Origin of the sequence: Elioraea sp. Yellowstone (assembly GCF_006704265.1) — a bacterium.
Classification (GTDB): Bacteria; Pseudomonadota; Alphaproteobacteria; order Acetobacterales; family Acetobacteraceae; genus Elioraea.
In genome coordinates, this window is the sequence record NZ_VIKA01000133.1 from 1 (window position 1) to 8,763 (window position 8,763).

Below are 8,763 nucleotides of genomic sequence, written 5' to 3' on the forward strand. Positions count from 1 at the left end.
CCCCTGCGCCCAGTGCTCCAGCGCCTCGCCGCCGGCGACCATCAGCGCCACCACCGCCGCGGCCGCCGCCTCGTCCAGCGCCACGGCGCCCAGGATCGCGGCGAGCGCGATCACATCGACGCCGACCCGCCCGCCGGCGAGGGCCTGGGCAGCGGCGATGCCGACATGCAGCGCCACCGGCAGCGCCGCCGCCGACCAGACGAGGCGCGCGGCGACCGTCCGGTCCGCCAGCGCCAGCGCCGTCCCGACGACGAGCCCGCCCGCGACCCAGGCCAACAGCGCGGTGCGCCGGTTCCACTCCGTTCCCACGCCGCCATCATGGCGCATCCCCGCCGCGGCGCCTTGACCCGACGCAATCCCTGTGGCCGGTACGCAGAGGACGCGAGGGAGGGAGCGATGGACGGCACGCAGGCACGGGCGGAGACGATGAACGGGGCGGAGAGCCTGGTGCGGACGCTGCTCGACAGCGGCGTGGACACCTGCTTCGCCAATCCCGGCACCTCGGAGATGCACTTCGTCGCGGCGCTCGACCGCATTCCCGGCATGCGCTGCGTGCTCGGCCTGTTCGAGGGCGTGGTGACCGGGGCGGCCGACGGCTATGCGCGCATGGCCGAGAAGCCCGCCTGCACCCTGCTGCATTGCGGCCCCGGCCTCGCCAACGCGCTCTCCAACATCCACAACGCCCGCCGCGCGCGCAGCCCGATGGTGAACATCGTCGGCGACCACGCGACCTATCACCGCCAGTGGGACGCGCCGCTTACCGCCGATGTCGAGGGGGTCGCCCGGCCGTTCAGCGACTGGGTGCGCTACGGCCAGTCCGCGCGCGGCATCGCCGCCGATGGCGCCGCCGCCGTGCAGGCCGCGCGCACCGCGCCGGGCCAGATCGCGACCCTGATCCTGCCCGCCGACACCGCCTGGGAGCCGTCCGCCGGCCCGGCCAAGCCGCTGCCCGTGCCGCCACGCCTTCCACCGGCGCCGCAGCAGCTCGAGGCGGCCGCGCGCGCGCTGCGGGCCAAGGGGGCGAAGGTGCTGCTGCTGCTCGCCGGCCCCGCGCTGACCGAGGCCGGGCAGCGCGCCGCCTACCGGATCGCCGCGGCGACGGGCTGCGGCGTGCTGGCGCAGATGTCGAACGCGCGCACCGCGCGCGGCCAGGGCCGGTACCCGATCGAGCGGGTGCCCTACCCGGTGGACATGGCGCTCGCGAAGCTCGCCCCCTACGAGGTCTGCATCCTGGCCGGCGCCAAGCATCCGGTCGCGTTCTTCGCCTATCCCGGCAAGCCCGGCTCGCTCCTGCCCGAGGGCGCGGCGGTGCAGGTCCTGGCGCGGCCCGACCAGGACGTGCTGGGCGCGCTCGAGGCGCTGGCCGAGGACGTCGCCAAGGGGGTGGCGCCGCCGGCGCCGAACGGCGGCGAGCGGCCGCGCGCGCCGGGCGGCGCGATCACGCCCGAGGGGATCGCCGCCACGGTCGGTGCGCTGATGCCGGAGGGCGCGATCGTGGTGGATGAGGGGGTCACCACCGGCCGCGGCTTCTTCGCCGCCACGCATAGCGCGCCCCCGCACGACTGGCTCCAGCTCACCGGCGGCTCGATCGGCGAGGGCCTGCCGCTCGCGCTCGGCGCCTCGATCGCCTGCCCCGACCGCAAGGTGATCGGCCTGCAGGCCGACGGCAGCGGCATGTACACGGTGCAGGCGCTCTGGACCATGGCGCGCGAGCGCTGCGATGTCTGCATCGTGATCTTCTCGAACCGCAGATACGCGATCCTGCGCCACGAACTGATGAATGTCGGCGCCAATCCCGGCCGCACCGCGCTCGACATGCTCGATCTCGGCAACCCCGATATCGACTGGGTGAAGATCGCCGCCGGCATGGGGGTGGAGGGCGCGGTCGCGCCCGATCTCGACGTGCTCGCCGACCTCATGCGCGGAGCGATGGCGCGCAAGGGGCCGTTCCTGATCGAGCTCCTGGTGCCGTGACAACGCCCCTTCGCGTACCGCCCCGGCATCCGGGCATGATCGCACGGGAAAGTTGCGGTCCGTCAGCGGACTCGCGTAGATGGTCTTGCGCCGGAACGTGCGCGATCGTTGCGAAGACTTGAGGCAACCGATGGTGATGCGGCCATGAGCGGGGCCAGCGAAGAACACTCCCCATCGCCCACGGCGCGGGACCGGGGCGGACGCATCCTCCTGCTGCTCGAGGACAATCCGGCGCTCGCGCGCGTGGTCGCCACCGTGGCGCAGGCCGAGGGCTGGGTGGTCCACACCTGCGTCGACACGGAACAGTTCGTCGAGGCGCTCGACGCCGTCAGGCCGGGTGCGCTGATCGTCGACTGCATGCTGGCCGAGGGCAGCGGCCTCGACGTGCTGGCGCGGATCGCCGCCGTCGCCCCCGATGCGCCGGTGATGATCATGTCGGGCTACGGCGACACGCTGCTGCGTCTGGCTGCCCAGACCGCCGCGAGGAGCGGGCTCACGCGCGTCACGACCCAGCCGAAGCCCTTCGCCGCCGCCGCGCTGCGCAGCTTCCTCAGCCAGACGCCGGGGCCGCCGCAGCCTCCGTGAGTCGATCCGAGCCTCGCCCGGCCAGGCGCCTTGCCGCCGCCCTGCCGTGGCTGGCCGCCGGGATCGGCGCGGTGCTGGTCGGCGGTGTCGCGGCCCTGCTGGCGCATGACCTGCGCGCCGATCTCGCCGCCTCGAGCCAGCGCGCCTGCATCCTGGCCTCGGGCGTGGCCGAGGCGGTCGGGCGGCGCCTCGAGGCGGTGGAGTTCGCGCTCGCCGGCCTCGCCGAGCGCGCCGATCCCGCCCGCCTGTGGGACCCGGACCACCGTCGCGCCCTGCACCATGCGCTTGCGGCCGCGCGCGACATCAGCCGCGACGCCTACGCCTTCATCGTGCTCGACCGCGACGGCCGGCTGGTCGCCACCTCGCGCGTTCCCCCGGAGCAGACCGAGGATGTCAGCCTTGCCGACCGGCCGCTGTTCGCACCGATCGCCGCCGCGCCGGCACCGGGCCTCGCGATCAGCGCGCCCTATCTCGGCCTGCTCGGATCCGCGCGCGACCGCCCCATCCTCTCGATCGGCCGTCCCCTCTTCGATGCGGCGGGCGGCTTCGCCGGGGTGGTGGCGACGATCCTCCCGGTGGACGGCCGGCGCGGCCTCCTCCCCCAGTTGGACCTGCCCGACAGCGTCCGGGTACGCCTGTTCCGCCGCGACGGCACGCTGCTCGAGGCGCTGCCGGCGACCGGCGCCCTGCCGGATGCCTCGGGTCCGTTGCAGCCGCCCGAGGGCGCGTTCGGCGCCGATGCGCCCGCCATGGCGGCCTTCGTGGCGCGCGGCGACGGCGAAGGCACGACCTACCTCGCCGCCTGGCAGGTGGTGGATGGCGGCCGCGCCGTCGTCGTCACGGGGATCCGCCGCGGCGACGTGATCGGCGAGTGGGCCGGCCACGCTGCGCCGGTGCTCCTGGCCGCGCTGCTCATGGCCGCGGTGCTCGTGCTGCTCGCGCGTCGCCTCGCGCGGGCGATCGGCCGGCTCGACGCCGCGCTCGGCGACCTCGCGCTGCGCGAGGGCGAGATGCGCACGATCGCCGATTCGCTCGGCATCGTGCTGTGGGTCCGCCCACGCCGCCTGGAGGGGACGCGCTACCGCGGCGCTGCGGCCGAGCGGCTCACCGGCCGCAGCATCGCCGAGCTCGAATCACGACCCTTCTACTGGCGCGAGGAGGTCACGCATCCCGAGGACCGCGAGGGACTGCAGCGCTCCTATCGCGGCGTCGATCTCGCCCAGGGCTGGCGCCACGTCTACCGGATCGTCGCCCGCGACGGCCGGGTGCGCTGGATCGAGGACCGCGCCGTGCAGATCAAGGGGCCGGACGGCGACGGGCCGGTCTATGGCGCGATCACCGACATCACCGAACTCCACGAGGCGCGCGAGCGGCTGAGCCGGCAGGAGGCGCAGCTCGCCGACGCCGCGCGGATCGCCGATCTCGCCTTCTGGCGCCTGCGGCTCGACAGCCCGATCATCGAGTGGTCCGAGGAGAGTTATCGGCACTACGGCGTCGATCCGGCAAGCTTCGTGCCGACCCGCGAGGCGGTGCGCGCGCTCGTGGTCGAGGAGGACCAGGCCCGCGCCGCCGCGGTGATCGACCGCGTGATCGCGACCGGCGAGCCGGCCGACTACGTGTTCCGCCACCGCCGCCCGGACGGGACGGTGCGGCTGCGCTGGACGCGCGCAAGCCTGGAGCGCGACGCGCAGGGCCGGCCGGTCGCCGTGCGGGGCATCAGCCAGGACATCACCGACCGCGAGCGGATGCACGCGGCCTTGACCCAGCAGCAGCTCCTGCTCGCCGAGGCGGGCCGGGTCGCGGGACTGGGCTTCTGGCGGCTGCGCAAGGGCAGCGACACGCTGGAATGGACCGACGAGGTCTACCGCCAGATGGGCGAGACGCGCGAAAGCTTCGTGCCCACGCTCGCCGCGCTCTATGAGCGCATCCTGCCGGAGGACCATGAGCCCACGCGTGCGGTCGCGGAACGGGTCTGGCGGACGGGCGAGCCGGACAGCGTCGTCTACCGCATCCGCCGCCCCGACGGGGAGATCCGCTGGCGCTGGGTCTCGTTCGCGGTCGAGCGCGACGGCAGCGGCGAGATCGTCGCGATCGCGGGTGCGAGCCAGGACATCACCGACCAGCGGCTCGCCTCGGAGCGGCTGGCGCGCCAGGAGCGCCAGATCGCCGAGGCCGGACGGGTGGCGCGCATCGGCTTCTACCGCCGCGACCTCGCCACCGGCGCGATCTCCTGCACCGCCGAGTTCCTCGCCCAGCACGGCCTGCCGCGCGACGCCCAGCCCGATTTCGCGACGCTGCGCCGGCGCGTCCATCCGGAGGACATCGCCCTCCTCGACGAGGGCGCGCGGCGGGTGATCGAGACCGGCGCGACCGAGACGCTGACCTACCGCGTCGTCGCCGAGGGCGGAGAGGTGCGCTGGCTGCGCGCCACCGTCGGCGTGGAGCGCGGCGCGGACGGATCATCCACCGCCCTCTCCGGCCTGTTCCAGGACGTCACGCAGGAGGTCGAGGCGCAGGCGGAGCGCGACCGCCAGCGCCAGTTCCTCGAGGCGGCGCGGCGCGCCGGCGGGCTCGAGTTCTGGCGGCTGCCCTTCGGCGCGGACCGCTACACCTGGACCGAGGGGCTCTACGCCGCCTACGGCGTCGATCCGGCCAGCTTCGTGCCGACGCTGGCGGCGGTGGAGGCGCTGATCCATCCCGACGACCGCGCCCGACTCGCCGCCAAGGATGCCAAGGTCCGCGCGACGGGCGAGACCGACACCACGACGTTCCGGGTCCTGCGCGCCGACGGCACGGTGCGCTGGCGGCGCGTCGTCACCGCCATCGAGCGCGATGCCGCGGGCAACCCGGTCGGACTGATCGGGGTCACCTCCGACGTCACGGAGGAGATCGCCGCGCGCGAGGAGCGCGACCGCCAGCAGCGCTTCCTCGAGGCCGCGCGCCGGGTCGGCCATGTGGGCTTCTACTGGCGCGCGCTCGACAGCGACACCTACACCTGGACCGAGGAGATCTACGCCGGCTACGGCGTCGATCCGGCCCGTTTCGTGCCCACCCGCGCGGCCGTGCGGGCGATGGCGCATCCCGACGACCTGCCGGCGATCGATGCCGCCGCGGCACGGCTCATGGAGTGCGGCGAGAGCGGCGCCGTGACCTTCCGCATCATCCGCGCGGACGGCGCCGTGCGCTGGCGGCGCGCCACCGCCGGACTGGAGCGCGGACCCGACGGCGTGCCGATCGGGCTGGTCGGGGTCAGCCAGGACGTCACCGAGGAGGTGGAGGCGCGCGCGCAGCTCGAGCGCCAGCAGCGCTTCCTCGACGCGGCGCGGCGCGTCGGCCGGATCGGCTTCTTCCGCCGCCCGCTCGATGGCGGCCCCTACACCTGGACGGAGGAGATCTATCGCGACTTCGGCGTCGATCCGGCCAGCTTCACGCCGACCCTCGAGACGCTGATGGCGATGATCCACCCCGACGACCGGGCGCAGGTCGAGGCCTCGATCCGCCGCGCGATCGAGCAGGGCGAGAGCGGCAGCCTGACCTACCGGATCATCCGTCCGGACGGGCAGATCCGCTGGCGCCGCGTCGCCTCGGGGCTCGAGCGTCGCGCCGACGGTACGCCGGTCGCCGTGATCGGCGTCGCCCAGGACGTCACCGAGGAGATCGAGGCGCGCGAGCGGATCGCCGAGCAGGCACGCCAGATCACGGCGATGGGCCAGGTCGCGCGGATCGGCTTCTACCGCCGCGCGCTCGACGGCACGCGGATGGTCGCGACCGCCGAGAAGCTGCGCCAGTTCGGCCTGCCGCCCGACAGCGGCCCGCTCGACGTCACGGTGTTCCGCGACCGGATGCATCCGGAGGACCGGCCACGGGTGGAGGCAGCCGGCCGACGCATCGTCGAGACCGGCGAGAGCGAGACCGTGACCTTCCGGGTCTGCCATCCCGACGGATCGGTGCGCTGGCTGCGCATCGTCGCCGGCCTGGAACGCGATGCCGAGGGCCGGCCGATCGCCGTGGCCGGGCTCTCCCAGGACGTCACCACCGAGATCGAGGCGCGCGAGCGGCTGGACCGCCAGCAGCGCCAGCTCGCCGAGGCCGGGCGCGTCGCCGGGCTCGGCTTCTGGCGCCTCAGGCTGGGCAGCGACATGTTCGAACTGAGCGAGGCGATCTACGACCAGCTCGGGGTGGCGCCGCAGGACTTCACCTCCTCGACCGAGGCGGTGTTCGGCCTGATGCCGGAGGAGGACCGCGCCGCGGTGCGGGCGGTGCTGGACCGCGTCGCCGCGACGGGCGAGCCGTCGAGCATCGCCTACCGCATCCGCCGACCCGACGGCGCAATCCGCCACCGCAGCTCGACCGTCGGGCTCGAACGCGCGCAGGACGGCACGCCGGTCGCGCTGGTCGGCGTCTCGACCGACATCACCGACCGCATCGAACAGGAGGCGCGGCTTGAACGTGCGCAGCGGCTGAATGCGCTCGGCGAGCTCACCGGCGGGATCGCGCACGACGTGAACAACCTGCTCTCCGTGATCGGGCTCAACCTCGAACTGCTGCGCGAGCAGGCGCCGAATGCCGAGGCGCGCGAGCTGACGGACGCGGCGTTGCACGCGGTCGGCCAGGGGGCGAAGCTCGCGCGCGGGCTGCTCGCCTTCGCCCAGCGCCAGTCGCTGCGCCCGAGCGCGGTGCCGCTGGCGCCGCTGTTCGGCGGGCTCGAGGCGCTGCTGCGCCGCGCGCTCGGCGGGCGGATCGCGCTCAGGACCGAGGTCGCGCCCGGCACCCCGCCGGCGCTCGTCGATCCCGCGCTGCTCGAGACCTCGCTGGTCAACCTGGTGCTGAACGCGCGCGACGCGATGCCGGAGGGCGGCGCGGTGACGATCCGCGCCGCGCCGGCGCCGCCCGACGAGACGGCCTCGCTCGGGCTCGACAGCCATGGGCTCGTGCGCATCAGCGTGACGGACCAGGGCGAGGGCATGTCGCCCGAGGTCCTGGCGCGCGCCTTCGAGCCGTTCTTCACCACCAAGGGCGCGGGCAAGGGCACCGGGCTCGGCCTGGCGATGGTGTACGGCTTCGCGCGCCAGTCGGGCGGCGAGATCCGGATCGACAGCGCGCCGGGCGCCGGCACCACCGTGACGCTCTGGCTGCCGACCGCCGAGATGTCGGACGAGACCGCGGAGGCGGAGGCCGACGACCATGCCGCGCTGCGCGGCGTCAGGCTGATGGTGGTCGAGGACGAGGCGCCGCTGCGCGCCCTGCTCGAGCGGATCTGCCGCGAGGCCGGCATGGAGGTGCGGGCGATGGCCGATGCCGACAGCGCGCTCGCGCTTCTGCGCTACGGCGTGCAGGTCGACCTCCTGCTCACCGACATCCGCATGCCCGGCCGGCTCGACGGCCACGGCCTTGCGGCCGAGGCGCGCGCGCTTCGCCCCGGCCTGCCGGTCGTGCTGATGACCGGGTTCGACGACAGCGGCATCGGCGACGCGGCACTGCCGCTTGTGCGCAAGCCGTTCACGCCCGGCGGCCTGCTCGGCGCGCTTGCCGCCGCGCTGCGCGCCGATGCCGTCACGGGGCCGTAGCGCGGAGCCCGCTGCGGCGCAGGCACCCGGCCCCGGCCGGCTCAGCGCGCGGCAAGCGCCGGCCCGCGCGGGGCGGCCGCGATGAAGACGTCGAGCATCTGGCCGATCTGCACGGGCAACGCGTCGGACGCCAGCCGGTAGATCGCCTCGACCACGCGCGTGTCCACCCGCTCGCCCGGCGCGTTGGAGAGGAACCGCTTCGGCCGTGCGAGCGGCTCGAGACGCACGAAGGCGAGTGGCGCGGAACGCGTGCCGTCGCCGCGCAGGAAGCCGCGCGCCTCCGCCCCGGGCACGAGCCGCGGTCCGTCGGTCTCGTCCACCTGCACGCGCACATGCAGCGCCGAGAGGTCGCCGAACACGATCAGCGGCTCGGCCGCGCCGGGCTGGGCGTATTCGCCCGGGCGGGCGTTGATGCGCAGCACCGTGCCGGCGATCGGTGCGCGCAGCACGGTCTTGTCGAGATCGACGCGGGCGCGTGCGAGCGCGGCCTCGGCCTGCTCGGCGGCGGCCTCGGCGGCGGCGATGCGGGCACGAGCGAGTGCCACGCTCGCCTCGGCCTTGCGCGCGGCCGAGCCGCTGATCGTGTTCGGCGACCTCTCGGCGCTGCATGTGCGCGTGCAGGTGGACGAGACCGACG

General features: G+C 74.7%; 4 protein-coding genes and 1 pseudogene. 3 read left to right on the forward strand and 2 right to left on the reverse strand.

What is annotated here, in order from left to right:
* Positions 1-327 (reverse strand): annotated as a pseudogene (locus FK498_RS15120) (heavy metal translocating P-type ATPase); the annotation flags it as partial.
* A 69-nt stretch (positions 328-396) separates the two neighbouring features.
* On the opposite strand from FK498_RS15120, the gene FK498_RS15125 reads away from it, so the two are divergent.
* From FK498_RS15125 to FK498_RS15135, 3 genes are all read left to right on the forward strand, one after another.
* Positions 397-1,974 carry an acetolactate synthase large subunit gene (locus FK498_RS15125; RefSeq protein WP_237560962.1) on the forward strand — a complete coding sequence of 526 codons (1,578 nt, stop codon included), beginning with the start codon at positions 397-399 and terminating at the stop codon, positions 1,972-1,974.
* Positions 1,975-2,118: 144 nt separating this feature from the next.
* Complete coding sequence (locus tag FK498_RS15130) at positions 2,119-2,559, forward strand: response regulator (RefSeq protein WP_141855959.1); 441 nt, start codon at positions 2,119-2,121, stop codon at positions 2,557-2,559.
* Positions 2,556-8,126: a PAS domain-containing protein gene (locus tag FK498_RS15135; protein WP_141855961.1), complete on the forward strand. Its 5,571-nt coding sequence runs from the start codon at positions 2,556-2,558 to the stop codon at positions 8,124-8,126. The genes FK498_RS15130 and FK498_RS15135 overlap by 4 nt, the downstream gene beginning before the upstream one ends.
* A gap of 41 nt (positions 8,127-8,167) precedes the next feature.
* On the opposite strand, the gene FK498_RS15140 is transcribed toward FK498_RS15135, so the two are convergent.
* Positions 8,168-8,707, reverse strand: a complete 540-nt coding sequence (locus tag FK498_RS15140; RefSeq protein ID WP_255581494.1) for an efflux RND transporter periplasmic adaptor subunit — start codon at positions 8,705-8,707, stop codon at positions 8,168-8,170.
* Between the last annotated feature and the right edge of the window lie 56 nt (positions 8,708-8,763).